This window comes from Pseudomonas vranovensis DSM 16006 (assembly GCF_000425805.1).
In the GTDB taxonomy this organism is placed as follows: Bacteria; Pseudomonadota; Gammaproteobacteria; order Pseudomonadales; family Pseudomonadaceae; genus Aquipseudomonas; species Aquipseudomonas vranovensis.
This window is the reverse complement of record NZ_AUED01000021.1, coordinates 21,618-46,633: the sequence shown is the minus strand read 5'-3', so window position 1 is coordinate 46,633 and position 25,016 is coordinate 21,618. Positions and strand designations below refer to the sequence as shown.

The 25,016-nt window shown below is 62.9% G+C and carries 25 protein-coding genes; 10 read left to right on the top strand and 15 right to left on the bottom strand.

Annotated elements, in window-relative coordinates; all coding sequences use genetic code 11:
• The first annotated feature begins 116 nt into the window (after nucleotides 1-116).
• Complete coding sequence (locus H621_RS28755) at nucleotides 117-434, top strand: hypothetical protein (RefSeq protein ID WP_028944393.1); 318 nt, start codon at nucleotides 117-119, stop codon at nucleotides 432-434.
• Between the two features lie 126 nt (nucleotides 435-560).
• Nucleotides 561-1,322, top strand: a complete 762-nt coding sequence (locus tag H621_RS0116040; protein WP_028944392.1) for a YdcF family protein — start codon at nucleotides 561-563, stop codon at nucleotides 1,320-1,322.
• On the opposite strand, the gene lnt is transcribed toward H621_RS0116040, so the two are convergent.
• From lnt to miaB, 5 genes are all read right to left on the bottom strand, one after another.
• Nucleotides 1,319-2,836, bottom strand: a complete 1,518-nt coding sequence (gene lnt / locus H621_RS0116035; RefSeq protein ID WP_028944391.1) for an apolipoprotein N-acyltransferase — start codon at nucleotides 2,834-2,836, stop codon at nucleotides 1,319-1,321. The two genes, H621_RS0116040 and lnt, sit on opposite strands and share 4 nt — an antisense overlap.
• A gap of 8 nt (nucleotides 2,837-2,844) precedes the next feature.
• Nucleotides 2,845-3,684 (bottom strand): CorC family transporter, encoded by an 840-nt coding sequence (locus H621_RS0116030; protein ID WP_028944390.1) that lies wholly within the window; start codon nucleotides 3,682-3,684, stop codon nucleotides 2,845-2,847.
• A 5-nt stretch (nucleotides 3,685-3,689) separates the two neighbouring features.
• Nucleotides 3,690-4,184, bottom strand: a complete 495-nt coding sequence (gene ybeY, locus H621_RS0116025; protein ID WP_028944389.1) for an rRNA maturation RNase YbeY — start codon at nucleotides 4,182-4,184, stop codon at nucleotides 3,690-3,692.
• Nucleotides 4,177-5,175: a PhoH family protein gene (locus tag H621_RS0116020; protein ID WP_028944388.1), complete on the bottom strand. Its 999-nt coding sequence runs from the start codon at nucleotides 5,173-5,175 to the stop codon at nucleotides 4,177-4,179. The genes ybeY and H621_RS0116020 overlap by 8 nt, the downstream gene beginning before the upstream one ends.
• Nucleotides 5,176-5,298: 123 nt before the next feature.
• Complete coding sequence (gene miaB, locus H621_RS0116015; RefSeq protein WP_028944387.1) at nucleotides 5,299-6,627, bottom strand: tRNA (N6-isopentenyl adenosine(37)-C2)-methylthiotransferase MiaB; 1,329 nt, start codon at nucleotides 6,625-6,627, stop codon at nucleotides 5,299-5,301.
• A 128-nt stretch (nucleotides 6,628-6,755) separates the two neighbouring features.
• Here miaB and H621_RS0116010 point away from each other — a divergent pair, with 128 nt between their 5' ends.
• Nucleotides 6,756-7,082, top strand: a complete 327-nt coding sequence (locus H621_RS0116010) for a DUF1820 family protein (RefSeq protein WP_028944386.1) — start codon at nucleotides 6,756-6,758, stop codon at nucleotides 7,080-7,082.
• Nucleotides 7,083-7,091: 9 nt separating this feature from the next.
• On the opposite strand, the gene H621_RS0116005 is transcribed toward H621_RS0116010, so the two are convergent.
• The 4 genes from H621_RS0116005 to H621_RS0115990 form a co-directional block, all read right to left on the bottom strand.
• Nucleotides 7,092-7,640 (bottom strand): tetratricopeptide repeat protein, encoded by a 549-nt coding sequence (locus H621_RS0116005; protein WP_028944385.1) that lies wholly within the window; start codon nucleotides 7,638-7,640, stop codon nucleotides 7,092-7,094.
• A gap of 182 nt (nucleotides 7,641-7,822) precedes the next feature.
• Nucleotides 7,823-9,103, bottom strand: a complete 1,281-nt coding sequence (hemL, locus tag H621_RS0116000; protein WP_028944384.1) for a glutamate-1-semialdehyde 2,1-aminomutase — start codon at nucleotides 9,101-9,103, stop codon at nucleotides 7,823-7,825.
• A 15-nt stretch (nucleotides 9,104-9,118) separates the two neighbouring features.
• A complete protein-coding gene (gene thiE, locus H621_RS0115995) occupies nucleotides 9,119-9,745 on the bottom strand; it encodes a thiamine phosphate synthase (RefSeq protein ID WP_028944383.1) in 627 nt (208 codons plus the stop codon).
• Nucleotides 9,746-9,760: 15 nt separating this feature from the next.
• Nucleotides 9,761-10,558, bottom strand: a complete 798-nt coding sequence (locus H621_RS0115990) for a hydroxymethylpyrimidine/phosphomethylpyrimidine kinase (RefSeq protein WP_028944382.1) — start codon at nucleotides 10,556-10,558, stop codon at nucleotides 9,761-9,763.
• Nucleotides 10,559-10,823: 265 nt separating this feature from the next.
• Here H621_RS0115990 and H621_RS0115985 point away from each other — a divergent pair, with 265 nt between their 5' ends.
• From H621_RS0115985 to H621_RS0115970, 4 genes are all read left to right on the top strand, one after another.
• Entirely contained in the window at nucleotides 10,824-12,806 is a 1,983-nt protein-coding gene (locus tag H621_RS0115985; RefSeq protein ID WP_028944381.1) for a sensor histidine kinase, read from the top strand.
• A gap of 85 nt (nucleotides 12,807-12,891) precedes the next feature.
• On the top strand, nucleotides 12,892-14,544 hold the full coding sequence (locus tag H621_RS0115980) for an acyl-CoA dehydrogenase family protein (protein WP_028944380.1): 1,653 nt from the start codon (nucleotides 12,892-12,894) through the stop codon (nucleotides 14,542-14,544).
• 32 nt (nucleotides 14,545-14,576) lie between these two features.
• Nucleotides 14,577-16,082 (top strand): AMP nucleosidase, encoded by a 1,506-nt coding sequence (amn, locus tag H621_RS0115975; protein WP_371919747.1) that lies wholly within the window; start codon nucleotides 14,577-14,579, stop codon nucleotides 16,080-16,082.
• Between the two features lie 6 nt (nucleotides 16,083-16,088).
• Complete coding sequence (locus tag H621_RS0115970; RefSeq protein WP_028944378.1) at nucleotides 16,089-16,718, top strand: pseudouridine synthase; 630 nt, start codon at nucleotides 16,089-16,091, stop codon at nucleotides 16,716-16,718.
• Here H621_RS0115970 and H621_RS0115965 read toward each other — a convergent pair.
• The 4 genes from H621_RS0115965 to H621_RS0115945 all read right to left on the bottom strand — a co-directional run bounded on the left by H621_RS0115965 (nucleotide 16,715) and on the right by H621_RS0115945 (nucleotide 19,534).
• Nucleotides 16,715-16,918 carry a DUF2788 domain-containing protein gene (locus H621_RS0115965; protein ID WP_010222926.1) on the bottom strand — a complete coding sequence of 68 codons (204 nt, stop codon included), beginning with the start codon at nucleotides 16,916-16,918 and terminating at the stop codon, nucleotides 16,715-16,717. The genes H621_RS0115970 and H621_RS0115965 overlap by 4 nt on opposite strands.
• Nucleotides 16,919-16,973: 55 nt before the next feature.
• The gene (locus tag H621_RS0115960) at nucleotides 16,974-17,450 is read right to left on the bottom strand and encodes an Lrp/AsnC family transcriptional regulator (RefSeq protein WP_028944377.1); all 477 of its coding nucleotides are present in this window, start codon (nucleotides 17,448-17,450) and stop codon (nucleotides 16,974-16,976) included.
• A 766-nt stretch (nucleotides 17,451-18,216) separates the two neighbouring features.
• Nucleotides 18,217-19,089 carry a cation diffusion facilitator family transporter gene (locus H621_RS0115950; RefSeq protein ID WP_028944375.1) on the bottom strand — a complete coding sequence of 291 codons (873 nt, stop codon included), beginning with the start codon at nucleotides 19,087-19,089 and terminating at the stop codon, nucleotides 18,217-18,219.
• A 25-nt stretch (nucleotides 19,090-19,114) separates the two neighbouring features.
• Nucleotides 19,115-19,534, bottom strand: a complete 420-nt coding sequence (locus tag H621_RS0115945) for a hypothetical protein (protein ID WP_028944374.1) — start codon at nucleotides 19,532-19,534, stop codon at nucleotides 19,115-19,117.
• Between the two features lie 118 nt (nucleotides 19,535-19,652).
• On the opposite strand from H621_RS0115945, the gene hrpB reads away from it, so the two are divergent.
• The gene (gene hrpB / locus H621_RS0115940; protein ID WP_028944373.1) at nucleotides 19,653-22,181 is read left to right on the top strand and encodes an ATP-dependent helicase HrpB; all 2,529 of its coding nucleotides are present in this window, start codon (nucleotides 19,653-19,655) and stop codon (nucleotides 22,179-22,181) included.
• 57 nt (nucleotides 22,182-22,238) lie between these two features.
• On the opposite strand, the gene H621_RS0115935 is transcribed toward hrpB, so the two are convergent.
• Together H621_RS0115935 and H621_RS0115930 are read right to left on the bottom strand one after the other, a co-directional pair.
• The gene (locus tag H621_RS0115935; protein WP_036989929.1) at nucleotides 22,239-22,742 is read right to left on the bottom strand and encodes a hypothetical protein; all 504 of its coding nucleotides are present in this window, start codon (nucleotides 22,740-22,742) and stop codon (nucleotides 22,239-22,241) included.
• 135 nt (nucleotides 22,743-22,877) lie between these two features.
• Nucleotides 22,878-23,534, bottom strand: coding sequence for a YciC family protein (locus H621_RS0115930; RefSeq protein WP_028944371.1), 657 nt, complete (start codon nucleotides 23,532-23,534; stop codon nucleotides 22,878-22,880).
• Between the two features lie 153 nt (nucleotides 23,535-23,687).
• Here H621_RS0115930 and H621_RS0115925 point away from each other — a divergent pair, with 153 nt between their 5' ends.
• Together H621_RS0115925 and H621_RS0115920 are read left to right on the top strand one after the other, a co-directional pair.
• The gene (locus H621_RS0115925) at nucleotides 23,688-24,419 is read left to right on the top strand and encodes a DUF2076 domain-containing protein (RefSeq protein WP_028944370.1); all 732 of its coding nucleotides are present in this window, start codon (nucleotides 23,688-23,690) and stop codon (nucleotides 24,417-24,419) included.
• A 101-nt stretch (nucleotides 24,420-24,520) separates the two neighbouring features.
• Nucleotides 24,521-25,000, top strand: a complete 480-nt coding sequence (locus tag H621_RS0115920; RefSeq protein WP_028944369.1) for a LabA-like NYN domain-containing protein — start codon at nucleotides 24,521-24,523, stop codon at nucleotides 24,998-25,000.
• Nucleotides 25,001-25,016: the final 16 nt, after the last annotated feature.

Here is a 25,016-nt window from a genome sequence, read left to right as displayed (position 1 = left end):
CCTGATTGCACAGCCTGCGGCGCTGCGGGCCGTTGGTCGCGGCGCCCTGCTGCTTTTGCGAGTGACGCTAAGCTCAGGAGTGGGGGAGATATATTTATCTTCAATGAGGTGAACGGATGGGAGAGTCGCAGCTACAAGCAACAAAACCGGAGCTTTACGAACGGTTGATCGACCGTCTGGGGTTGGCCCTGGAGGTTGCCAGAACGGCCGTTCGGTTACGCGATGAAGTGCCTGCTGAATTGGAGTTGCGTGGTCTTAGCCGCGCTGAATTCGATGTTATCAAAGCCTATCTGGACTCCCTTCCAGAAGGTAGGCATGGATGCGCTGGCGCACAGCTATCACCGGAGCCGCCTGCTTCGGCCAGAGTCGTCTGGCTCAAAGACAAGACGCGCTCCACTACCACGGCAAAATCCAGGACGCTGCAATTCAAATAGCCGTTCGGATTCCCAGGCGCAATGCGGAGTGCGCCAATATTGAAAAATCTATGAGGATCGGCGCCTGACTACGCTTGTTGCCAGGTGCCGATCCTTTTAGGCTGCGCACCTCCCTGGAGGTGTCCTGTGCCGATCCGCTACCTGATCAAACAACTGATCCTGCCGCCTGGCATTCTATTCCTGTTGCTGCTGGTGGCCTGGTGGCTGCGCCGGTCGTGGCCGCGGGTCTCTGCCTTGTGCTTTGTGCTGGGCCTGGGTGGGCTGTGGTTGATGAGCTTGCCGGTTGTTGTCGAGCGTTCGGCGCGTTTGTTGGAAACCGAGCCGGCGCTGAGCCAGGCGCACTGGGCGCAACTGGCCGAACGGGCCGATGCCATTGTCATTCTAGGGGCCGGGCGAGAGCGGGGTGATCCGGCCTGGGCTGATGTCGACCAGCCTACCGGCGTGGCCATGGAGCGCATGCGCTATGCGGCGCAGTTGGCCAAGGCTTCAGGCTTGCCGCTGCTGACCAGTGGTGGCCTGCATTTTGGTACGCCACCCAGTGAAGCACAGTTGATGGCCGATGCCCTGCAGCGTGACTTGGGTGTCACGGTGCGCTGGCAGGAAGGGCGCAGCCGCACGACCTGGGAAAATGCCCGGATGACTGCTGAAATGCTTCAGCCCCTGGGCATCAAGCGTGTGGTGGTAGTGACCCAGGCCTGGCACATGCAGCGCTCGCGCTGGAGCTTCGAACAGGCGGGGTTTGAGGTGGTGCCGGCGCCGGTCGGCTTTCTCGGGCGCGATCATGCCCGGCCGTTCGGAGGCTGGCTGCCAGAAAGTAAGTCGATCTGGCAGAGCGGCCAACTGCTCAACGAGGCAGTCGGCCTGCTCGGCTACCGGGTGTTCTACTAGACGGTCTTGGCAATGCGGCTGGCGAGCAGGGCCCAGCCCAGCAACAGCGCGCAGAGGATCACCAGGGGCCAGGAGCGATACTGCAGGTACGGTGTGAGCTGCTGCATCGGCACCACTTCGCCGTACAGGACCCCGCGCTCGAACTGCGGGATCTGCGCGGTGATCCGGCCGAACGGGTCAATCAGGCCGGTCACGCCATTGTTGGTGGCTCGGATCATCCAGCGACCCGCCTCCAAGGCACGCATCTGCGCCATCTGCAGGTGCTGGAGCGGACCGATCGAGGTGCCGAACCAGGTGTCGTTGCTGATGGTCAGGAGAATGTCGCTGCGCGCTGCCAGGCTTGCAGCGAACTCCGGGTAGACCACTTCGTAGCAGATGTACGGGGCAATCTGATAACCCTTGGCCTGCAGCAATGGTTGATCCGAGGGGCCACGGGCAAAGTCCGACATTGGCAGGTCGAAGAAAGCGATCAGGCCGCGAAGCATGTCCTGCAAGGGCACGTACTCACCGAACGGCACCAGCTTCTGCTTGAGGTAGGTGCCATCGCCTTCGCCGGTCACGGTGATGCCGTTGTAGTAGCGGCGTTGCTGGTGGACGATTTCGCGGACCGGCAGGCCGGTGATCAGCGCCGAATGACGTTCGGCAGCGAAATTGCCCATCATGTCCAGGTAACCCTGGGCCTGGTCCTTGAGGATCGGCACCGCGGTCTCCGGCCAGATCAGCAGATCGACAGGCTTGGAGCTGAAGCTCATGTCCCGGTACAAGGCCAGTTGGGCATTGACGTGTTCGGGGTTCCACTTCATTTCCTGTTCGACGTTGCCTTGCAGGGCCGCAACGGTCAGGGGCTTGCCGGCTGGCGTGGTCCAGGCGTGATTCTTCAGTGCCAACCCCACGGCCCAGGGTGCCAGCAACAACACAATGGCCACCGCCAGGAACGACTTGCGCTCACGCAGGCGCGGCACGTTGCACAGCAGGGCGGCACACAGGGCCAGGCAGAAGGAGATCAGCCACATGCCGCCGATTGGGGCCAGGGCGGACAGCGGTCCGTCAAGCTGGCTGTAGCCGGAGTACAGCCAGGGAAACCCGGTGAGGAACCAGCCACGGAAGGCTTCCTGGCCCACCCACAAGGCCGCGAAGCACAGGGCGTCGGCCAGGGGGGCTTCGTTGCGGCGCAGCCAGCGTGCCCAGACCCAGGCGGGCAGGGCGAAGAACCAGGCGATGGCGGCAAAGAACGCCACCAGCAGGCCGGTTGCCAGTAGCGGTGTCGCGCCGCCGTAGGTGTTGATGCTGACGTAGATCCAGCTGGTGCCAGCCGCGTACAAGCCGAAGCCGAAGCACCAGCCGCGGCCTAGGGCCTGGCGCGGGCTCAGCTCGCGCAGGCCAAGGTAGAACAGGCCGGCCGCCAGCAACGCCAGCGGCCAGATGTCGAACGGCGCCAGGGCCAGGGTGGTGATTGCGCCAGCCGCCACGGCCAGCAGGTTACCGGGCCAGCCGGGGCGGGTGATCCAGCGCATGGTTGTCCTTAACGGGTGATAGGGGTCAGACGCAGCAGGTGTATCCGGCGGCTGTCGGCGTTGAGAATGCGGAAGCGATACGGGCCTATTTCAGTGGTCTCGTTACGCTTGGGCAAGTGGCCGAAGGCGCTCATCACCAGGCCACCGACAGTATCGAATTCATCGTCGGAGAATTGGCTGTCGAAGAACTCGTTGAAGTTCTCGATCGGGGTCAGGGCCTTGATCAGGAAGTCGCCGCTTGGCAGTGGCTTGATGTAGCTGTCTTCCTCGACGTCATGTTCGTCTTCGATATCGCCGACGATCTGCTCGAGCACGTCTTCAATGGTGACCAGGCCGGCCACGCCGCCGTACTCGTCGATGACGATGGCCATGTGGTTGTGGTTGGCACGGAACTCGCGCAGCAGTACGTTCAGGCGCTTGGACTCGGGCACGAAGGTGGCCGGTCGCAGCAGGTCCTTGATGTTGAAGCTGTCGCCATTCTCCTTGAGGATCAGTGGCAGCAGGTCTTTGGCCAGCAGGACACCGAGCACGTCGTCATGGCTTTCGCCGACCACCGGGTAGCGCGAGTGCGCAGCGTCGATCACCGCCGGCAGGAACTCGCGTGGCGACTGCGTGGCCTTGATGCTGATCATCTGCGAGCGCGGCACCATGATGTCGCGTACTTGCAGGTCGGCCACCTGGATGGCGCCTTCGACAATGGTCAGCGCCTCGCTGTCCAGCAGCTTGTTCTGGTGGGCTTCGCGCAGCAGCTCAAGCAGCTCCTGGCGGTTTTTCGGCTCATGAGCAAAAGCCTGGGTCAGTTTGCCCAACCAGGACTTTTGCCCGTTGCTCGATCGATCTTCGCTCATGGCGGTTACTCGTGTTCCTTGCTGATATCAGTGTGGGGTACGTCGTGCTCGTCGTCGGCGTAAGGGTCCGGGTGACCCAGTTCGGCAAGCAACTCTTGTTCCAGTGCTTCCATTTCCTCGGCCTCATCGTCTTCGATGTGGTCATAGCCCAGCAGGTGCAGGCAGCCGTGGATCACCAGGTGTGCCCAGTGGGCTTCGAGAGACTTGCCCTGTTCGGCGGCTTCACGCTCGACCACCGCGACGCAGATCACCAGATCGCCGAGCAGGGGGATGTCGAGCAAGTCGTCGGGAACATCGGCGGGGAAGGACAGCACGTTGGTGGCGTAGTCCTTGTGCCGGTAGGTGTGATTGAGCTCACGGCCTTCGGCTTCGTCCACCAGGCGGATGGTCATTTCCGAGTCGGCAGTGCGCTGGCGCAACGCCAGTTCGCACCAGCGGCGGAACAGGGTGTCATCAGGGGCAGCGGCATCCGTGGCCCGTTGCAGGTCGAGTTCAAGCATCGCGACGGGTGCCTTCTCGGTCTGGCTGCTGGTTTTCAAAGCGCTCGTAGGCTTCGACGATACGCTGCACCAGTGGGTGGCGAACCACGTCTTTGGGTTGGAAGTGGGTAAAGCTGATACCCGGCACGTCCTTGAGCACTTCAATCACATGGGCCAGGCCCGACTTGGTGCCGCGCGGCAGGTCGACCTGGGTGATGTCACCGGTGATCACTGCCGTGGAGCCGAAACCGATACGGGTCAGGAACATCTTCATCTGCTCGACCGTGGTGTTCTGGCTTTCGTCGAGGATGATGAAGCTGTTGTTCAGGGTCCGGCCACGCATGTAGGCCAGCGGGGCGATCTCGATCACCTGGCGCTCGATCAGCTTGGCCACGTGTTCGAAGCCGAGCATTTCATACAGGGCGTCGTACAGGGGGCGCAGGTACGGGTCGATCTTCTGGGCCAGGTCGCCGGGCAGGAAGCCGAGCTTCTCGCCGGCTTCGACCGCTGGGCGCACCAGCAGGATACGGCGTACTTGTTCGCGCTCCAGCGCATCGACTGCGCAGGCCACGGCCAGGTAGGTCTTGCCGGTACCGGCCGGGCCGATGCCGAAGTTGATGTCGTTGCCAAGGATTTCCTTGACGTAGCGCTGCTGGTTCAGCCCGCGAGGACGAATCATGCCCTTGCGCGTGCGCAAGGAAACACTGACTTCGTTCACCGCCGGGTTCTCCAGGGCCTGGACTGCAGATTCCTGCAGGAACAGGTGGACCATTTCCGGCGACAGCTCAGTGGCCTTGGTCTCGCGATAGAGGCGACGCAGCAGTTGCTCGGCAGAGGAGGTGTGCTTGGGTTCGCCGATCAGTTCGAACTGATTGCCGCGGTTGCGGATTTCGATGGCCAGGCGTTGTTCGATCAGGCGCAAATGCTCGTCGAATTGCCCGCACAGATTGGCGAAGCGATGGGCCTCGAAGGGTTCGAGGATGAAACGATGAGGTTCTATGGGTGCGTTCAAGGTTGTTTTTCAGCCGCCCGACGGCAATGGATATGGACTCAAGGATAACCCTAGCCGCTGCAGGGCGAAAGCGCTGAAACGATCAAGGGTCGCCGGGCCAGTGTTGCGGCCCGGCTGGACAGGTCAATGGGCCAGCGAACCGAACAGCGAGTGAGGGCGTGCGTCGTCGATATGGATGTCGACGAACTGGCCGATCAGCTTCGGATTGTCGCAGCGGAAGTTGACGATACGGTTATTCTCGGTGCGCCCCTGCAACTGGCCGGGGTCGCGGCGCGAGTAGTCGGTGACGAGGATGCGCTGGATGGTGCCAACCATTTGTCGGCTGATTTCGAAGCCTTGGGTATCCAGGCGGTGCTGCAGGGCCTTGAGCCGCTCCTTTTTCACGTCTTCCGACGTCTCGTCGGGCAGGTCGGACGCCGGCGTTCCCGGGCGCTGGCTGTAGACGAAGGAGTAGGAGAAGTCGAAACCGACGTCGGCCACCAGCTTCATGGTCTGCTCGAAGTCTTTCTCGGTTTCGCCCGGGAAGCCGACGATGAAGTCCGAGCTGATGCAGATACCCGGCACTGCGGCCTTGAGCTTGCGCAGCTTGGATTTGTATTCGAGGACGGTGTGGTTGCGCTTCATCGCCGCCAGCACGCGGTCAGAGCCCGACTGCACGGGCAGGTGCAGGTGCTTGACCAGCTCCGGCACTTCGGCGTGGGCCTGGATCAGGCTGTCGGAGAACTCCAGCGGATGCGAGGTGGTGTAGCGGATCCGGTCGATGCCATCGACGGCGGCGACCACGCGGATCAGTTCGGCAAGGTCTGCCAGGCGGCCATCGTGGGTCTGGCCGCGGTAGCCGTTGACGTTCTGCCCCAGCAGGGTGATTTCGCGCACACCGTTTTCGGCCAGGTGGATCACCTCGGCCAGCACGTCGTCGAACGGCCGGCTGACTTCTTCGCCACGGGTGTAGGGCACCACGCAGAAAGTGCAGTACTTGCTGCAGCCTTCCATGACCGAGACATAAGCGGTCGGGCCGTCGATGCGCGGTTCGGGCAGGTGGTCGAACTTCTCGATTTCGGGGAATGACACATCGACCTGAGGCAGGCGCGTGGTGCGCGCCGCGTCGATCATTTCTGGCAGGCGGTGCAGGGTTTGCGGGCCGAATACCACGTCGACATAGGGCGCGCGCTTGCGGATCGACTCGCCTTCCTGACTGGCCACGCAACCGCCGACGGCGATGACCATGTCCGGGTTCATGTCCTTGAGTTCACGCCAGCGGCCCAGTTGGGAGTAGACCCGGTCCTGGGCGCGCTCGCGGATCGAGCAGGTGTTGAGCAGGATCACGTCGGCGTCTTCGGCACGCGCAGTGACCTCCAGGGCTTGATGTTCGCCCAGCAGATCGACCATGCGCGAGCTGTCGTACTCGTTCATTTGGCAACCGTGGGTTTCGATATAAAGCTTTTTGGCCATGGGAGATCATCAGGTAATTCGAAGAACCGCGCATTATAGGGGGGTGGGCCGGCGGTTCCTAGCGTTGTCGGTCTGGGCCCTATGTTATAGTTTGCGCTTTCTTTACAACCTGTGACTGCCCCTTCGAAATGACCAAACGTGAAGCGCCTATCTACAAAGTGATCTTTCTCAACCAGGGCCAGGTATTCGAGATGTATGCCAAGCAGATCTACCAAAGCGATCTGTGGGGCTTTCTGGAAATAGAAGAGTTTGTCTTCGGAGAGCGCACCCAGGTCGTGGTCGATCCGAGTGAAGAAAAACTCAAGGCCCAGTTCGAGGGCGTGGTGCGCAGCTTCGTGCCGATGCATTCGATCGTGCGCATCGATGAGGTCGAACGCTTGGGAACGCCGAAAATCAGCGAGGCCCGAGGCGTGGGCAACGTGATGCCGTTTCCGATGCCGATGCCGGAGAAGTAGGCCGGTTGTTCAGGGGAGTGGCGAGAAAGGGGTGCGCCCTTCGGCGGTCTGCAGCTCAAGCAGGTATTTGCGGAAAATCTGTCCCAGTACCTGGGTCGCCATTTCCAGTTCGTCGCGCGGCATTTTTTCCGACACTTCGTCGGCCAGGTCCAGGGCGTCCTCTGCGCCGTTGACCGCCGCCATTTTCAACACGATGTACGCCTGTACATTGTTGGCGGCAACGCCTTCGCCCTTGTAGAACATGGTTCCCAGGCGATATTGCGCTTCGGCGTGGCCTTGCAGCGATGCCTGCTCGAAATAGCTCAGCGCCTGATTGAGATCGCGCGGGGTGTAGGTGCCCTGATAATAGAACTCGCCCAATTCGTATTGAGCCTGGGCGTCGCCCGCCTGCGCTGCTTGCTGGCACGCTGCCAGGGCCTGGGGCAGGTCTTCAGGTTGGGAATCGAGGGTGCAGCGGCCCGTTGCTGGAATCAGCAACGAGTTACCGCCTGCCGAGGCCAGCAGGGGCTGAAGAAGCAACAGGCAGCCCAGGGCGAGGGCGCGGCCGGTGCGGTTCATGGGGATCGACTTACCTCTGCAAAGCTGCGGCCAAAGTGTCTGGTGGCACATTATGGGATAAGCAGCGCCTACCTTACAAAGTCTTTACTCGATTTTCTGTGATGAGAGGCATTATCGCGGGGCAAGCCCGCTCCTGCACCGTACAGTGTAGGAGCGGGCTTGCCCCGCGATGGTTCATGCAATCAGAGCTTGGCGAACGCCTTCTCGGCAGCATCCAGGGTGATCTTGAGCTCGGCCTCGCCATGGGCGATCGAGGTAAAACCGGCCTCGAAGGCGCTTGGCGCCAGGTATACGCCACCTTCGAGCATCAGGTGGAAGAAGCGCTTGAAACGCTCGGCATCGCTGGCCATCACGTCATCGAAGGTGACGATGTCGTCGGCACCGCTGAAGTACAGGCCGAACATGCCGCCCGCCTGGGTGGTGACGAACGGAATGCCGGCTGCATCGGCGCGCTGCTGCAGGCCGTCGAGCAATTTGCTGGTGTAGGCACTGAGCTCGTCGTGGAAGCCTGGGCGGCTGATCAGCTTGAGGGTGGTCAGGCCCGCGGCCATGGCCAGCGGGTTGCCCGACAGGGTGCCTGCCTGGTAGACCGGGCCCAGTGGTGCGATCTGCTCCATGATCTTGCGCTTGCCGCCGAAGCAGCCAACCGGCATGCCGCCGCCGACGATCTTGCCGAAGGTCGACAGGTCCGGTGTGACGCCGTAGTGCGCCTGGGCGCCGCCCAGGGCAACGCGAAAGCCGGTCATCACTTCATCGAAGATCAGCACCACGCCGTGCTTGTCGCACAGGGTACGCAGGCCTTCGAGGAAGCCCGGTGCGGGCGGCACGCAGTTCATGTTGCCGGCCACAGGCTCGACGATGATGCAGGCCACTTCCTGGCCCACGTCGGCCAGCATCTTCTCGACGGCGTCGATGTCGTTGAACGGCAGGGTCAGGGTGTGTTTGGCAAAGGCTGCCGGTACGCCTGCGGAGCTTGGCACGCCCTGGGTCAGCAAGCCGGAGCCGGCCTTGACCAGCAGGCTGTCGGAGTGACCGTGGTAGCAGCCCTCGAACTTGATGATGCTGTCGCGACCGGTATAGCCGCGGGCCAGGCGAATGGCACTCATGGTCGCTTCGGTGCCGGAGCTGACCATGCGCACCATTTCCATCGACGGCACGATGGAGCAGACCAGGTCGGCCATTTCGGTTTCCATGGCGGTTGGTGCGCCATAGGACAGGCCGTGTTCAAGCTGCTTGCGCACCGAGTCGAGGACGTCCGGGTGGCTGTGGCCGAGGATCATCGGCCCCCAGGAACCCACGTAGTCGACATAGCGCTTGTCGTCTTCGTCGGTGACGTAGGCACCTTCGGCATGCTTGAAGAACAGCGGGGTGCCGCCAACGCTCTTGAACGCCCGCACCGGCGAGTTGACGCCACCGGGGATGTGCTTCTGGGCGTTGGCAAACAGGGTTTCGGAACGAGACATGATGGGCTCTCTCAATCAGGCAGATGCGAACAGGGCGTTGAAGGCGCGGGCACGGCGGGTGACTTCCTGCGTGCTGTCGGCGCCGAACAGGCCGTGAATCACCGCCAGCAGGTCGGCGCCGTGGGCGACCAGCGGGGCAGCGTTGTCCAGGGTGATGCCGCCGATCACGCAGATCGGCAATTTGAGCCGGGCGCGGGCTTGCTCCAGCAGGGCCGTATCGGCGGCTGGCGCACCCGGTTTGGTAACGGAATTGAAGAAGCGGCCGAAGGCCACATAGCTGGCGCCTTCGCGGGCGGCTTGTTCCGCCAGCTCCAACTGCGCGTGGCAGGTAGAACCGATGATCGCCTCGCGTCCGAGCAAGGTACGGGCCGGGGTCAACGGGCCGTCGGTCTGGCCCAGATGGACGCCGACACCCAGGCGTGCGGCCAACTCGGCATCGTCGTTGACGATCAGGCGGGTCTTGTAGCGGCTGCACAGCTCGACCAGGGCTTCGGCCTCGCGCAGGCGGCGGGCTTCATCCTGGCTTTTGTCACGGTATTGCAGCAAGGTCACGCCACCGTCGAGGGCCGCTTCGACGTAGGGCAGAAACTTGCCGGCCAACAGCTGGCTGTCGGTGATGGCATACAGACCGCGTAGCTTCATCTCGGGGCCTCGGGTTCAGGAGCAGAAATCCAGGGGAAGGCGACGCGGCACATATTGGCCCTTGCCCAGTTGTTCGGCATCGCGCAGGGTGCGCCAGGTGTAGTCCAGGGCCGAGCGGACGGCGCTTTGCAAGTGCTCGCCCAGTGCCAGGCGGCCGGCCAGGGCGCTGGCCAGGGTGCAACCCGAGCCGTGGTAGCTGCCGGGCAGGCGTTGGCAGGTCCAGGTATGACGCTGGCCATCGCGGCTGTACAGGCGGTTGTGGATTTCATGCTCGTCACCGTGACCGCCGGTGATCAACAGGTGTCTGACGAAGGGCAGCAGTTTTTCTGCGCATTCGTCGGCGGTGCCTTCCGGCAGTTCGGCCAGAATGCGGGCTTCAGGAAGGTTCGGCGTGGCAATGGTCGCCAGCGGCAACAGTCGCTCGCGCATGGCGTAGCCAACCTCATCCTTGCCCAGGCGGCCACCGCCGCCAGCGCGCAGTACCGGGTCGCAGACCAGCGGCAGGTGCGGGTGGGCACTGAGCAGTTCGACGACGGTGTCGACCATGTCCAGCGAGCCAAGCATGCCCAGCTTTACCGCCGCTACCGTCGAGTCGGCGAGCACGGCGTTAGCCTGGGCCAGTACCCACTCGCGGTCGAGCACGCGAAAGTCACTGACATTGACGGTATCCTGCACGGTCAGGGCGGTCACGGCGGGAGCGGCGTGGCAACCTTGAGCGATCAGGGCTTCGATATCTGCCTGCAAGCCGGCGCCGCCACTGGGGTCGTGGCCGGAGAGACAGAGGACAACGGGGCGGGAGCTGTAGGTATTCATGGTGCGCGAGCTTAACACCAATCGCTTTTGTCGGGTCTGCCCCTGCAGTGAGGTTTTTTGATCAAGTGGTCAGGAAGTGCTTGTGTAAAGCTCTGAAAGTGCCGTTCTAGAGCCTCTCGTACAAAGTTTTAAGTAGCCTCTGGCGGCCTTGAAAAGCTATGCTAGAGTGCTCGAATCTACCGATAACGGTTACTGCCGGATTGCGTCGCCTCAAACGGATGGGAGGCCATTGCGACACGACCGGGACAGACCATGCTGGGGCTGTATGCGCTATTTGCTGATTGTTGTGCTGGGCTGGTTGCCACTGCTGGCCGGGGCGGTCGATTTCGACGACTCAACGCGCAGCCTGCCCCTGGGGCGGGTAATGCACGTGTTCGAGGATCGCGAGGGCAATTCCAGCATTGCGCAGGTGAGTGCTCCGGCGTTCAGCGAGCATTTTCGCCGGCACCACGCCGATGTACTCAACGCCGGTTATTCAACGTCGGTGTTCTGGATCCGGCTCGATCTGCACTACACCGCCCTGCCTTCGGCCGCCCCGCGCAGTTGGTTGCTGGAGCTGGCCTACCCGCCGCTGGATCACCTGGAACTCTACCTGCCGGACGCTGCCGGTATGTTCCGCCTTGCGCAGCGCACCGGTGATGCCTTGCCCTATTCCAGCCGCCAGATCGAGCAGAACAACTACCTGTTCGAGCTGCCCTTTGTCCCCGGGCAAACCACCACCGCCTACTTGCGTCTGCACAGCCAGGGCTCGGTACAGGCACCCTTGACGTTGTGGTCTGCCAAGGCTTACCTGGAAGAGCAACCCACCCGCCTCTATGTGCTTGGCCTGATCTACGGCGTACTGCTGGGCATGCTGGTGTACAACCTGTTCATCTACCTCAGCGTGCGTGACACCAGCTACCTCTACTACATCCTCTATATCGCCTCGTTCGGCCTTTACCAGGTATCGGTCAACGGTGCCGGCGTGGCGTACTTCTGGCCCGACAACCCCTGGTGGGCGAACGCGGCCACGCCGATGTTCATCGGGGCCGCCGGATTGTTCGGCTGTCAGTTCGCCCGCAGCTTCCTGCAGCTAGGCCAGCACAGCCGAGTATTCGATAACCTGCTCAAGGTGCTGATGGCCGGTGGCGTACTGGTCATGCTGTTGTCGCTGACCAGCAGCTATGCCATTGCCTTGCGCCTGGCCACGGCGCTGGCCCTGCTGTTTACCGTGAGTATTTTTGCCGCCGGGGTATTCGCCTGGCGCCGCGGCCTGCGAGTGGCCCGTTACTTCATCATTGCCTGGTCGGCTTTCCTGCTCGGTGGGCTGGTCAACACGCTGATGGTCCTGGGCTACCTGCCCAATGTATTCCTGACCATGTACGCCAGCCAGATCGGCTCGGCCCTGGAAGTCGGCCTGCTGTCGCTGGCCCTGGCCGACCGGATCAACAGCATGCGTGACCAGCAGGCCCAGGCCCTGCGTGAGACCGGCCAGACCCTGGAACGCCTGAATCAGCAGTTGGCCAATAGCAACCGGCTCAAAGACGAGTTCCTGGCCACGGTGACCCACGAGCTGCGCACGCCGATGAATGGGGTGATCGGCTCGCTGGAATTGATGCAGACGCTGCCGCTGGACCCCGAGCTGGCCCAGTATCAGCGTACCGCCAGTGCCGCGGCCCAGGACATGATGGGCATGGTCGACGACATCCTGATTCTTACCGAGCTTCAGGCCGGGCGGTTGAGCGCACAGAACGCCCCCTTCGGCTTGCGCGCGCTGGTGCAGGAGCTGCGCGCCAAATACGCAGGGTCGGCCCTGGCCAAGGGCTTGTACCTGAGCCTGGATACTCCGGCCGACCTGCCCGAGATGGTAGTCGGCGATCGGCACAAGCTGGCGCTGTGCATCAGCTACCTGCTCGACAACGGTATCAAGTTCACCCACCAGGGTGGCGTGATGCTGCAGGTCAGGGGGCAATTGCAGGGGCCGCACCTGATAGGCTTGTCGATCAGTGTCAGTGACAGTGGCATCGGTTTCGACAGCCTCGACGATTCCAACTTGTACCAGCGCTTCTTCCAGGTCGATGGCTCGATGACCAGGCAGTACGGCGGCCTGGGCATTGGTCTGGCGATTTGCCGGCAGTTGGCCGAACTGATGGGCGCACGCTTGCAGCATGAGTCCAACCCGGGCCTTGGCAGTCGATTCGAGCTGGGTCTGAGCCTGGCCTTGAGCCAGCCGCAGGCGATGAGCCGCCAGGGGTTAAATCGCAGCTAGTTAGGCATTTTTGTCACTTTGAGCGGGGGGCAGGGCGTGATTCACTGAAATTTCAGACACGTCCGGATCCAGGAGGCCCTCCCCGATGAACCTGCACCAGTACGCTGAAACCCATGAGGTTACCAACCAGCCGCCATCGCTGGAGGGTGCCAATCTCTATCGCATCGACGTGCCCCTGCAGCAATGGTCACGGCGTTATGGGGCTGGCTGGGCCGAGGCGCGGATCGATGCGTACGGGGCGTTGGCCGGTGGCCCATTGATGGCGGCGGGGTTTCTGGCCAACCAGAACAAGCCCCAGTTCAGCAGCCATGATCGCTATGGTCACCGTGTCGATCTGGTGGAGTTTCATCCGGCCTACCATGAGCTGATGCGCACGGCCATTGAGCATGGCCTGCCCTCGCTGCCCTGGACCAACCCTCGCGACGGCGCCCATGTTGCCCGTGCCTCGATGACGTACCTGCACAGCCAGGCCGAAGCCGGTAGCGGCTGTCCGTTGACCATGACCTTTGCCGCCGTGCCGGCGCTCAAACTGCAGCCGGAACTCGCGGAATACTGGCTGCCGAAGGTCCTCGCCAGCGAATACGACCCGCGCAATATCGGTGACCGGCACAAGGTCGGTGTGACCCTGGGCATGGCCATGACCGAGAAGCAGGGTGGTACCGATGTGCGGGCCAACACCACGCGGGCGTATCCGGTGGGCGCGCCGGGGCCGGGCCAGGCTTACGAACTGGTCGGGCACAAATGGTTCTGCTCGGCACCGATGTGCGATGCCTTCCTGACCCTGGCCCAGACTGAAAAGGGCCTGAGCTGCTTCCTGCTGCCGCGTCACCGCCCGGATGACAGTCGCAACCAGTTCTACATCCAGCGCCTGAAGAACAAGTTGGGCAATTGCTCCAACGCCTCCAGTGAAGTGGAGTTTCGCGGTGCCCTGGCCTGGATGATTGGCGAAGAGGGGCGCGGCGTACCGACCATTATCGAGATGGTCGCCATGACCCGCTTCGACTGCATGGTTGGCTCCAGCGCCTTGATGCGCCAGGCCCTGACCCAGGCCGCGCACCATTGTGCCCATCGAAAGGTAGGTGGCCGCCTGCTAGCCGAGCAGCCACTGATGCAGAACGTGCTGGCTGACCTGGCCCTGGAAAGCGAAGCCGCGCTGGCGCTGAGCCTGCGCATGGGGCACGCCCTGGATCAACCCGACGATGCCCACCAGGCCCGCTTTGCTCGGCTGGTGACGGCGGTAGGCAAGTATTGGATCTGCAAGCGTGCCCCGGCCATGATCAACGAGGCCGCCGAGTGCATGGGCGGCGCCGGGTATGTCGAAGAAAGCATCCTGCCAAGGCTGTACCGCGAGGCACCGGTCAACTCGACCTGGGAAGGTTCAGGCAACGTTCAGTGCCTGGATGTACTGCGTGCGCTGTCCAAGGAGCCGGGTGTCCTCGACACCCTGTTCGACGAATTGGGCGACGGCCATGGCGACCCGCGGTTGGCGGCGCATATCGGCAACCTCAAGGCGGCATTCGCCGACACCGGCGATATCCAGTACCGCGCCCGCCAGCTCACTGAAGACATCGCCCTGGGCCTGCAGGCCAAGCTGTTGCTCGAGGCCGGTAACGCCACGGTCAGCGACGCCTTCATTGGCAGCCGACTGGGCGGCAGTGGCCGGGTCTACGGGGTGTTGCCGCGAGGGGTGGATGTTGGCGAACTGGTGGCACGCGCGACCCCGAACTGGCCGCTCTAACGTGCGTGCCTTTGCCTGAATAAGTAGGCAAGATGGAGGCATGCATGTCAGACAGGAAGTACATTGTGAGCCGTACTGATGAAGCCTTCGTTGTCGTAGAAACCGCCGAGCAGGCCGTCGATCGTCTGGCGAGCCTGCACGAGCAAGCCACCGCGGCCCTGAGCCTGGCGCTCAAGCGCTACCTCAAGGACCGCACCGAGCCCAACGCCGAAGAACGTGCGCAGTTCCGTTACCCGGAGCTGCGCCTGACCTACGAGTACCACGGCGAAGTACCGGCCATCACCCGGGCCTACGCCAAGGTGCAACTGCCTGGTACTTACAGCGTCACCGTGACCCAGCCCGCATCTTTTCGTAACTATCTGCTGGAGCAATTGAAGCCACTGATGCGCGACTTCACCGTAAAGGTTGAAGTCGGCGTCAGCGAGCAGAACATCCCCTATCCCTATGTGGTCGAGCAGGGCGACGAGCTGGCCGGTACCGGGATCACCGCGGCAGCACTTGCACGGGTGTTCCCCAGCACCGACCTGTCGGCGGCCACCGATGGCATCGCCGATGGCCTCTACGACTGGGCCAACGTCGACCCCTTGCCGCTGGCGCTGTTCGATGCGGCGCGGGTGGATTTCTCGCTGCGTCGCCTGGTGCACTACACCGGCAGCGACTGGCGCCACGTGCAACCGTGGATCCTGCTGACCAACTACCACCGCTATGTCGATCAGTTCGTCAGTCATGGCCTTGAGCAGTTGCGCGATGACCCACGCTTTGTGCGCATGGTCTTGCCAGGCAACGTGGTCATTGAAAAGAGCATGGACAACGGTGAAGCCCAGGCCTTGGTGGCAGGGGTGGTCTGGCACCGCTACCAGATGCCGGCCTACCACCTGATTGCTGCCGACGGCGATGGCATCACGCTGGTCAACATTGGTGTGGGGCCTTCCAACGCCAAGAACATCACCGACCACCTCGCGGTGCTGCGCCCGCATTGCTGGCTGATGATCGGTCACTGTGGTGGGCTGCGGCAGTCGCAGACCATCGGTGACTATGTACTGGCGCACGCCTACATGCGCCGTGACGGCATTCTGGACCGGGTGGTACCGCCGCATATTCCGATCCCGGCCCTGGCCGAGGTGCAGCTGGCGCTGCAGGAAGCCGCTGCCCAGGTGACCGGCGAACGTGGCGATGAGCTGAAAAAGCGCCTGCGCACCGGCACCGTGCTGACCTACGACGACCGCAACTGGGAGCTGCGCTGGGCTCAGGAACGACCATTGATCAACCTGTCGCGTGCCGTGGCGGTCGACATGGAGAGCGGCACCATTGCCGCCCAGGGTTATCGCCTGCGGGTGCCATATGGCACCTTGCTCTGCGTCTCGGACAAGCCGCTGCACAGCGAAATCAAGCTGCCGGGAGCGGCCAACGCCTTCTACAATCGGGCGGTCAGCCAGCACTTGAAGATCGGTATTGCGGCATTGGACCTGCTGCGCACCGAACTCCATTCGCTGCACTCGCGTAAACTGCGCAGTTTCGATGAGCCGCCGTTCCGCTGAGGCCCCATGCCGTTACCCCCACGTTCCACGCCGCGTCGTCCCGCGGCCAAACCCTCCGGTCCGCGTCGCCAAGCCAAGGCGCCGCCGGCCGAGCCGCGGTTGATCCTGTTCAACAAGCCTTTTGACGTACTGACCCAGTTCAGTGACGGTGAAGGGCGTGCGACCCTCAAGGACTACATCGACATCCCCGGTGTCTATCCGGCCGGGCGTCTGGACCGCGACAGCGAAGGGCTCTTGTTGTTGACCAACGACGGCCAGTTGCAGGCGCGCATCGCCGACCCCAAGCACAAGCTGGCGAAAACCTATTGGGTACAGGTGGAAGGCGAGCCGACCGAGGAGCAATTGCAACGGCTGCGCGACGGCGTCGAACTCAATGACGGCCCCACCTTGCCTGCCCAGGCCCGGCAGCTTGAAGAGCCGCAACTATGGCCGCGCAATCCGCCGGTGCGCTTTCGTAAAAGCGTGCCCACCCGGTGGCTGGAACTGGTGATCAAGGAAGGGCGCAACCGCCAGGTGCGGCGCATGACGGCAGCCGTCGGCCTGCCGACCCTGCGCCTGGTACGGGTGCGGATCGGCGACTGGACGCTGGAGGGGCTGGATCAGGGGCAGTGGCGGGAAGTACCGGCCAAGCGCTAGACGCCTTCGATAAAGCCGATCACCACGCTTTTGATGATGAAGGCGAGGATGCCCAGGCCCAGCACGAAAAACAGGATGAAGGTGCCGAACTTGCCGGCCTTGGATTTTTTCGCCAGGTCCCAGACGATAAAACCCATGAAACCAATCAGGATGGTGACCAGGATGGTCATCATCCATTCTTCGAACAACGCAGGATCCATCGATACTCTCCGGCAGGTTGAGGCGCGCGATTATACGCCCCGCTTGCCGCTCTGACTAACGCAGGTGCGTCAGCGGTAGTTCGGTGCTGGCCAGCACCTGGTTGAGCACAAAGCTCGAACGCACGCTGGTCACCCCTTCGATTCGGGTCAAGTGGCCCAGCAGCAGCTTCTGGTAGTGGTCCATGTCGGGCACCACCACCTTGAGCTGGTAGTCGGCGTCCATCCCGGTGACCAGGCTGCATTCAAGCACCTGGGGCAGGTTGCGAATCGCCGTTTCAAAGGCCTCGAAGCGTTCCGGGGTGTGTCGGTCCATGCCGATCAGCACGTAGGCGGTGAGGCTCAGGCCCAGCTTCTTGCGGTCGAGCAGGGCAACCTGGCGCGAAATGTAGCCGTCGTCTTCCAGTTGCTTGACCCGTCGCGAGCAGGGCGAGGGCGAAAGGCCGATGCGTTCGGCCAGTTCCTGGTTGGAGATGCGCGCATCGCGCTGCAATTCGGCAAGAATGCTCAGGTCGTAGCGGTCCAGTTTGCTCATGGAACATGCCTTTTCTATTTCAATTGCGGCGAATTATCAATCCGTAGCTAAAAATTGCGCAAGTGCTATTTTAATGAGCAATCTTCGCAATCCGCTGCCGGCGCTGCAGCCTTATGCTTATACCCAGAATCACTGCCCGGACATCAGTCCAGTGCAGCTGGCCTTATCGGGGCAGCTGCGGCCAGCAACCTAAGGGGTTGTGCTCGGCCCCCGGGCTACACACTGTTCACAAGACAGCGTGAGGTGAGCCGACGTCACAAGCGTCGAGCACGGACAAAATTCTCGAAGGGAGACCGTTTGGTCTCCCTTTTTTATTGCCTGCGATTTTTCCGGTTGCGGCCGATAGCGATGCATAGCCCCTCGGGAGAAAGAGCATGAAGTCGCGAATCTGGCCGCTGGCTGGTGTTGGTTTGTTGTGCAGCTGTCTGCAGGGCTGGGCTCAGGAAGGGTCGCCGTTGCAGCCGCGGCCCGACCAGGTGCGCCAGACCCAGCCCCCTAGGATCGGATACTACGAGGACGTTCCCCGGCGCTACCCGAGCCGTTGGGAGCGGAATCGCTACGCGTGCGGTCGTTGGGCAGAGCAGCAGCTGGATTACCGGCGAGCACTGGAGAAGTGCCTGGCCAGGCGCGGCATCAGGCAGGAGCAACTGCGTTGGTAGCCGCTACCGCAAGGCTGTGATCGGCCGCGAAGCGGCCGTGGGACGTCAGTGGCGATTGCTACGCCGACGATCGCAGGCTGACGGCAGCGGCTACAAAGGCTGCCGGACTACGGTACAGGGTCGGCGTGTACCAGCACCTCTGCCCTGGGGTATTTGCGATGGATCGCGGCAGCCGCCTGGTCGCACAGGGCATGGGCCTGGGTGAGTGGCAATTCACCCGGTAGCTCCAGGTGCAGTTGCACGAACCAGTGGCTCCCCGACAGCCGGGTGCGCAGGTCGTGGGCGCCGCGTACACCCGGCACGCTGCAGGCCAGCGCCAGCATCTGCTCGCTGATGTCGCCGGGCAACTCCTTGTCCATCAGGATCGCGGTGCTCTCCCGGGCAATCTGCACAGCGCTCCAGAGAATATACATCGCAATGCCGAGGCCGAAGAAGGCATCCAGTTGTGGCCAGCCCAGGCGTGCCAGCACCAGGGCAATGAGGATGCTGCCGTTGAGCAGCAGGTCGGAGCGGTAGTGCAGCGAGTCGGCGCGCACGGCGGTGGAGCCGGTAATGCGGATCACCTTGGCCTGGAGCATCAGCAAGGCCACGGTCAATCCGAGTGACAGCAGCATCACGGCAATACCAATGGCGGTGTCGCCCAAGGGTTGGGGATTTTGCAAGCGCTCCACGGCCTGTACGCCGATCAGCACGGCACTGACCCCGATGAACAACGCCTGAGCCATGCCGGCCATGGCTTCGGCCTTGCCGTGGCCATAGCGGTGATCGTCATCGGCCGGGCGCAAGGCGTAGTGCACGGCCAGCAGGTTGAGGAACGAGGCGACGCCATCAAGTGCCGAGTCGGTCAGGCCCGCCAACAGGCTCACCGACCCGCTGAGCCACCAGGCCACTGCCTTGGTGAGGATCAGAATACTGGCCACCGCCAAAGAGGCGCGGGTGGCCAGGCGCAGCAGGCGTTGATGCTCAGCCGAAGGGGTCATGCTGCAGGGGGCTTCCTTTCAGTGCTCAGGCGGCGGGCTTGAGGCCGTACATCGCCAGTTGCTCGACGCTGCCCTTGTGCTGGATCAGGCGCGGGTCGTTCAGCGGCAGGCGCTGGCCCAGTTCGCTTTCGAGGATAGCCTGCAGCTTGCTGTTGTCGACCTTGCCGTCGGCGCCGATGGCCTGGTTGAGTTTTTCCGGGGCCACTTGCGCGGTGGTGCCACCCGGCAGATAGATGGCGCCGGTGGCGAAGTCGACACCGAAGGCAATCAGGCCCGGGAGCACATAGAACAAGATGCCGATGGCATCGAGGGCGGCGACTACCGGGTCGATCTTGCCTTCGATCTGGCCGCGTCGGTCAGGGAAGAAAATCGTGCCGCAGGCCGTCAGTTGAGTCAGCAGGGTGGCGACCAGAACGCCGCCGATGACGCGGGAGGGAATACGCATGGAAATCTCCGGAATGAAGGCCTCAAAGATACAGGCAAAGAGCCGGTATCTACAGCTAAGACCATGATAAGGCAGGCTCGGTTCGCCGTTATACTCGGCGCATTGTTTGAGGGCCACCATGAATTCATTACCGATCGATGCCGTACTGCCAGCCTTGCGTGATGCCTTGCGCCTGCGCCACGAAGCCGTGCTCGAAGCGCCACCCGGCGCCGGCAAGACAACCCGCGTGCCATTGGCACTGCTCAACGAGCCGTGGCTGGGCGACCAGACCATTCTGATGCTCGAACCACGTCGATTGGCGGCTCGCGCGGCGGCCGAGCGGTTGGCCAGTGAGCTGGGCGAGCAGGTCGGGCAGACCGTCGGTTACCGGATCCGGCTGGACAGCAAGGTTGGCCCCACGACCCGTATCGAAGTGGTGACCGAGGGCATTCTCACCCGCCGCCTGCAGGCAGACCCGGCACTGGAAGGCGTCGGCCTGCTGATCTTCGATGAATATCACGAGCGCAGCCTGGATGCCGACCTGGCCCTGGCCCTGAGCCTCAATGGCCGTGAATTGCTGCGCGACGAGCCACCGCTGAAAATTCTGCTGATGTCGGCGACTCTCGAAGGCGAACGCCTGTCGAGCCTGCTGGATGCAGCGCCGGTGATCAGCAGTGAAGGGCGCATGTACCCGGTCGATGTGCGCTGGGGGCGGCCGTTCCAGCCGGGCGAGTTCATCGAGCCACGGGTGGTCGACACCGTGTTGCAGGCTGTTGTCGACGAAAGCGGCAGCCTGCTGGTGTTTCTCCCGGGGCAGGCGGAAATCCGGCGAGTGCATCAGCAACTGCAGGATGCCCTGGGCGAGCGCCCCGACATTCTATTGTGCCCCTTGCATGGCGAGCTGGACCTCAACGTCCAGCGCGCCGCCATCGATGCCGCGCCACCGGGTAAACGCAAGGTGGTGCTGGCCACCAACATCGCCGAGACCAGCCTGACCATCAATGGCGTTCGTGTCGTAGTGGACGCGGGGTTGGCGCGAGTGCCGCGATTCGACCCGGGCAGCGGCATGACCCGGCTCGACACCCAGCGGATTTCCCGGGCCAGCGCCACCCAGCGGGCCGGGCGGGCGGGACGTCTGGAGCCGGGTGTGTGCTACCGGTTGTGGTCCGAGGCCCAGCACGAGCAACTGGCCGCTTACGGCAGCGCTGAAATTCTCCAGGCCGACCTTGCCGGATTGGCCTTGCAACTGGCCCGCTGGGGCGTGACGCCAGAGCAGTTGCGTTGGCTCGATCAGCCGCCTGCAGCCGCCTATACCCAGGCACTGGATCTGTTGCAGCGCCTGGGTGCCTTCAAGGCCGACGGCCAGTACAGCCTGAGTACCCACGGTCAGGCCATGGCCGAACTGCCGGCCCATCCGCGTATCGCCCATTTGTTGTTGCGTGGCCAGGACCTGGGGCTGGCGAACATGGCCTGTGATGTGGCCGCGTTGCTCGGTGAGCGCGACCTATTGCGCGGTGGCGGCGCCGACCTGCACAGTCGCCTGGCGCTGCTCAGCGGTGAAGCCCGTGCGGCAAGGGGCGGGCAGGGTGGCGTGCAGCGTGCCCGGCAACTGGCCAGGCAGTATCGCGGCTATCTGCGTGGCAAGCCGGGGTCAGCGGTCGCAGACCCCGAGCATTCGCGCTGGTTGGGCGCTTTGCTGGCGCTTGCCTACCCCGACCGGGTCTCCCAGCAGCGGCGCGCCGGGGGCGGTGAATATCGTCTGGCCAATGGCCGTGCAGCACAGTTTGGTGAGCCCGATGCATTGATGAAGCATCCCTGGTTGGTGGTTGCCGACCTGGGCAGCCGCCAAGGGCAGCGTGAAGAACGGATTTATCTCGCCGCTGACTTCGACCCGGCGTTGTTCGACGGGGTGCTGGCCGAACAAGTGCGCACCCTCGACATTCTGGATTGGGACGAGCGCGAGAATGTGCTGCGTGCCGAGCGCCAGCGCAAGGTCGGTGAGTTGGTGCTCAGCCGTGAGCCATTGACCGGTCTGGACGAAGATGCCCGCGCCCGGGCCTTGCTGGAGCTGGTGCGGCGCAAGGGGCTGGAGTTGCTGTCGTGGACCCCTGAGCTACGCCAATGGCAGGCCCGAGTGGCCTTGCTGCGCCAACTGGACCTCGAAGCAGGCAACAGCACGCAATGGCCCGACCTGAGTGACGCCGCATTGCTGGTTTCACTGCCGCACTGGCTGCAGCCGTACCTGGGCAAAGTCACCCGCTTGAGCCACTTCGCCCACCTCGACCTGTCGTCGATCTTGCGCAATCTGCTGCCCTGGCCCCTGCCTCAACGCCTGGACGAATGGGCGCCGACGCACCTGAGTGTGCCATCGGGTTCAAACATTCGCCTGGACTACAGTGAAACGCCACCGATTCTGGCCGTGCGTCTGCAGGAGCTGTTTGGCCTGGCCGATACCCCGCGTATTGCCCAGGGCCGCCAACAGGTGCTGCTGCACGTGTTGTCTCCGGCGCGTCGTCCGGTGCAGGTCACCCAGGACCTGGCCAACTTCTGGCGCAGTACCTACACCGAAGTGAAGAAGGATTTGAAAGGGCGGTATCCAAAGCACTACTGGCCGGATGATCCGCTGGTGGCAGAGGCGACTGCACGCGCGAAGCCGCGCAAAACCTGAAAACTGCAGTGCAGCCACCAGGGGTCAAGCCTGGTGGTCGCGTGCCGATCAATGCCTTCAGCCGATGCGCCTGACCAGAAACTCGCAGTTCCGGCCTTGTTCGACATTCAACTGGTAAAAGGCGCCAGGCTGGTAATGGGGAGTGTCGGGGATGGCATTGACGCGATGTCCCCGGTGGTCGCGCCAGTGGCAAACCAGATCGTTTTCGCGCCAGTCCAGCGGTTCGAGCTTCCAGTAGTCCTTGACCTCGGCATGCTCGTACAGGCCCAGGTAGCCATTGCGGCTGCTGCCGAGTCTCTTGGCAGCAGACTGACCGGTACCCAAGATGTTGAAGTGCAGTCGGCTTTCGCTCTGTGAATGAAAGACGAAATTGAACACAGGGGGGGGCTCGGCTCCGCCGGCCTGAAGCCAGTCGTATTCCGGGGTCAAACCCCAGGTGAACTTATCGCGGGTCTGGCTGAGGCGCAGGGGGATTTCGCGGCCCTTGTCGAGCATGTAGATCCTGCCGAGAAACGACTCGATCGCATCAGACCGCAGCGTTGTTTCTTGAAAGTCACCCATGGGGAAACTCCTTGTCCGTTGAGTGTCAGGTTCGAGGTGAGCAGCGCCTTGCTGCACAAACGCACCATAAGCACCTGACAGTCGGTATTGGAGGCCGAAGGCTTTCTTGGTGAGTGATCGTTGCCTGGCGGCGGATCAGGCGGTCGCGTTGGCCTCGATTAACATGAACAAGCGGTACAGCACCACGGTGCTGAACAACTGCAGGAAGCTGTTGAGGCTGTCGAGGGCAAACTGCACGCCAGCCTGCGGTTCGGGGAATGCCATCATCAGCAGGCCGTCGATCAGCCACAGCGGAGCGAGAACCGCGAGCACGCACACCAGGATGCGCCAGAAGTTACCCGTGGTCATGCGCGCACTCTCGCGCATGGCGGCAATCACCGGCAGGCCACGCAGTACCAGCAGGTATTCGGCGAACACCAGGTTGATCATCACCCAGATGCCCGGCAGCACGAACAGGGCGACGCCGGCCATGATCAGCAGCGAGCTGATCATGATCAGCAACGCCAGGGTCGGCCACAGTTGCAAGGCCCTGGCGAACAGGTCGCGCTTGGGCGGTGCTTCGCCGTTGCTGCGGGTGTCGAGGTAGAGGATCAGCGCAGCGCTGTAGATCGGGTAGAACAGCAGGCTGACCAACATGCCGTAGGCCGGCGAGGGCTTATCGCCCAACTGGCTGTAGAGCAGTTGGGTACACAGGGTTTCGAGCACCACCAGCGGCAGGCACAGCTGCACGATGCTGGTCAGGTGGCGGCGGAAAAAATACAGGGAGTCGCGCAAAACGCTCAGCGGATTCATCGGTCAACATCGCATGGCAGAAAAAGCAGGGCGTAACTGTAGCCCAGCCGCTCTCCAAGCTGAAGAAAGTTTCATCCCGAGTTGTGTTGAATCCGCGTCCCAGACGCCCCATTTTCAAAGCACTCGAATTTCCCGGCGTGTATGAGGTTGCCCATGAACAGCGAAGAACAAACCCTGATCGATGGCCTGTTCGGCCGACTCAAGCAAGCCGAAGACCCGGCCGTGCCTCGCGACGCCCAGGCCCAGGCGCGAATTGCCGAGCACCTCCAGCAACAACCGGCGGCGCCGTACTACATGGCCCAGGCAATCCTGGTTCAGGAGGCTGCCCTCAAGCGTCTGGATGAACAGAACAAGCAGCTTCAGGCTGAACTGCAGCAGGCCAGGGCGCAGTCATCGGCCCCTGCACCGAACAGCGGCGGTGGTTTTCTTTCCAGCATCTTTGGCAGCAGCGTCCGCGATCCGCAAGCGGCTCGGCCCCAGGTCCAGCCCGCATCGGGCGGTGGCTGGCGCGAGCCCGCGCGGTCATCCAGCCCCGCCGGCTCTGCACCGCAGCAAGGCTTCAACGCGGCACCCGCTTCCTCGGCACGCGGTGGCGCCAGCAGCTTCTTGGGGGGCGCATTGCAGACAGCGGCTGGAGTGGCTGGCGGCGTCATGCTGGCCCAAGGCATCAGCAGCCTGTTCAACCATCATTCGCAACCTCAAGAGGTGGTCGAAGTGATCAAGGAAGAACCGGCTCCTGCCAGCGACAGTGGTGGCTGGGGCAGTAATGATGATCAGCGCGTGACCGCCGACAACGGCTATGGCAATGGCCAGGGAGACCTGATGGAGACCGATTACGGCAACGACGACGGTGGATTCTTCGACGGTGACGACAGCTTCGTCTGACCGTGCATACCCGCACTGCTTCCAGGCTGGCATACTGGGCGCCGAAACGGCCCCGGTGTGCGGCGGCCGGCAACAGCGCCGTGGCGCCAAGAGGATAAGCGGTGAAGAAGATCGCGGTATTCGCCGATGTACAAAACCTCTATTACACCGTGCGCCAGGCCTACGGCTGTCATTTCAACTATGCCGCGCTGTGGGCCGACATCAGCCAGCACGGGCAGATCGTCGAGGCGGTCGCCTATGCCATTGACCGGGGTGACAGCAAGCAGCAGCAGTTTCAGCAGATCCTGCGCAACCTGGGCTTCACGGTCAAACTCAAACCCTACATCCAGCGCAGCGACGGCTCGGCCAAGGGCGACTGGGACGTGGGGATCACCCTGGATGTAATCGATGCCGCTGCCCGGGTCGACGAGGTGGTCCTGGCATCCGGTGATGGTGACTTCGACTTGTTGCTCGAGCGCGTCATCAGCCGCCACGGCATCGAAGCGGTGGCCTACGGCGTGCCGGGGTTGACTGCCAATTCATTGATTCGCGCCGCCAGCCGCTATGTGCCCATCGAGGGCGCCTTGCTGCTCAAGCACTAGGTTCTACAGAGGTCGC